The sequence below is a fragment of the Ideonella sp. P3_A4 genome (genome assembly GCF_056403075.1).
In genome coordinates this window covers 1-2,208 of record NZ_JBFUGE010000836.1, presented here as the reverse complement: position 1 = coordinate 2,208, position 2,208 = coordinate 1, and the positions used below count along the sequence as shown (strand labels likewise).

The following is a 2,208-nucleotide window of genomic DNA, read 5'->3' as shown; positions in this document are numbered from 1 at the left end:
GCTGATGCTCGTGGCTTACCGCGGCTACAGCGTCATCCTGTTCGCCCCCGTCTGCGCGCTGCTGGCGGTGCTGGTTACCGATCCGGAGGCCGTGCCGGCGATGTTCTCCGGCGTGTTCATGGAGAAGATGGTCGGCTTCGTCAAGCTGTACTTCCCGGTCTTCCTGCTCGGCGCCATCTTCGGCAAGGTGGTCGAGTTGTCGGGCTTCTCGAAAGCCATCGTCGCGGCGGTGATCGGCGTGGTCGGTCGGCAGCGCGCGATGCTGTCCATCGTGCTGGTCTGCGCGGTGCTGACCTATGGCGGCGTGTCGCTGTTCGTGGTGGTGTTCGCGGTCTACCCGTTCGCCGCCGAGATGTTCAAGGCCAGCAACATCCCGAAGCGATTGATCCCCGGCACGATCGCGCTGGGCGCCTTCACGTTCACGATGGATTCGCTGCCCGGCAGCCCGCAGATCCAGAACATCATCCCGACCACGTTCTTCAAGACCACCACCTGGGCTGCGCCCTGGCTGGGCGTGGTCGGCTCGGTCTTCATCCTGATCGCCGGCCTGAGCTACCTCGAATGGCGCCGCCGCGCGGCCGCCGCGTCGAATGAAGGTTATGGCGAAGGCCACACCAACGAGCCGGCGCCGGTGGCCACCGAAGCGCTGCCGAATGCGCTGATCGCGCTGCTGCCGCTGCTGGTCGTCGGCGTGGCGAATCTGCTGCTGGTCAGCGCGATCCCGGCCTTCTACGGCAAGACCTACGAGGTGCAGCTGGCCATGGCGCACCCGGTGGTCACGCAGGTCACCAGCCTGCAGGCCATCTGGGCCGTCGAAGGCGCGTTGCTGCTGGGCATCCTGACGGTGCTGGCGTTCGCCTTCAAGCCGGTGATCACCAAGTTCGCCGAAGGCAGCAAGGCAGCGGTGTCCGGCGCACTGCTGGCCTCGCTGAACACGGCGTCCGAATACGGCTTCGGCGCGGTGATCGCGGCGCTGCCCGGCTTCCTGGTGATCCAGGGCGCGCTGAAAGCCATTCCGAACCCGTTGGTGAACGAAGCGATCAGCGTGACCACGCTGGCCGGCATCACCGGTTCGGCGTCGGGCGGCATGAGCATCGCGCTGGCGGCGATGGCCGACCAGTTCATCGCCGGCGCGCAAGCGGCAGGCATTCCGCTCGAGGTGCTGCACCGCGTGGCCTCGATGGCCAGCGGCGGCATGGACACGCTGCCGCACAACGGCGCCGTCATCACCTTGCTGACGGTGACAGGCCTRACCCATAAGACCTCCTACAAGGACATCTTTGCGGTGACCTGCATCAAGACGATGGCGGTGTTCGTCGTCATCGCCGCCTACTACCTGTTCGGCATCGTCTGACGGCGTCTGCCCGCTTTTCCCCGCTCCCTGTTTCTGAAACTCCCCAGGAGGAATGCATGCTCAAAGGCAAGACCGCCGTGGTGACCGGCTCGACCAGCGGCATCGGTCTCGGCATCGCGAACGCGCTGGCCGCGCAAGGCGCCGACATCCTGTTGAACGGCTTTGGCGATGCGCCGCAGATCCGCGCGCTGACGCAGAGCCTGGCTGCCGAACACGGCGTGCGGGTCGTGCACAGCGCGGCCGACGTCTCGGTGGCGTCCGAGGTTGTCGCGATGGTGACGCAATGCGTCGAGACCTTCGGCCGCATCGACATCCTGGTCAACAACGCCGGCATCCAGCACACCGCACCGGTCAAGGATTTCCCTGACGACAAATGGGAGCAGATCCTGGCGGTCAACCTGTCGTCGAACTTCTACGCGATCAAGGCCGCACTGCCGCACATGCGCAGCCGCAACTGGGGCCGCATCGTCAATATCGCGTCGGCGCATGGGCTGGTCGCGTCGGCGACGAAATCGGCCTACGTCGCCGCGAAGCACGGCGTGGTTGGCCTGACCAAGGTCGTCGCGCTGGAAACCGCACGCAGCGGCATCACCTGCAATGCCATCTGCCCCGGCTGGGTGCTGACGCCGCTGGTGCAACAGCAGATAGACGATCGGGCCGCGCGCGAAGGCATCTCCGAAGACGAGGCGCGCATGCGGCTGCTGGCCGACAAACAGCCCTCGATGGAGTTCGCGACGCCGGAGCAGATCGGCGGCATCACCGCCTTCCTGTGTTCGCCCGCTGCCGACCAGGTGCGCGGCACGACGCTCAGCGTCGACGGCGGCTGGACTGCCCAGTAGCACGCCGTGTGGAGG

Annotated in this window: 2 protein-coding genes; both read left to right on the top strand. The window is 66.4% G+C overall.

Features of this window, described 5'->3' with window-relative positions; genetic code table 11:
- Position 1 precedes the first annotated feature (1 nt).
- Positions 2-1,354, top strand: a complete 1,353-nt coding sequence (locus tag AC1DYI_RS33370; RefSeq protein WP_477208401.1) for a GntP family permease — start codon at positions 2-4, stop codon at positions 1,352-1,354.
- Between the two features lie 56 nt (positions 1,355-1,410).
- Complete coding sequence (locus AC1DYI_RS33365; protein WP_477208400.1) at positions 1,411-2,193, top strand: 3-hydroxybutyrate dehydrogenase; 783 nt, start codon at positions 1,411-1,413, stop codon at positions 2,191-2,193.
- The last annotated feature ends 15 nt before the right edge of the window (positions 2,194-2,208 follow it).

Bases quoted from the DNA above. Each gene is read 5' to 3' on its own strand.
- AC1DYI_RS33365 (WP_477208400.1), top strand. From the start codon at position 1,411: ATGCTCAAAGGCAAGACCGCCGTGGTGACCGGCTCGACCAGCGGCATC.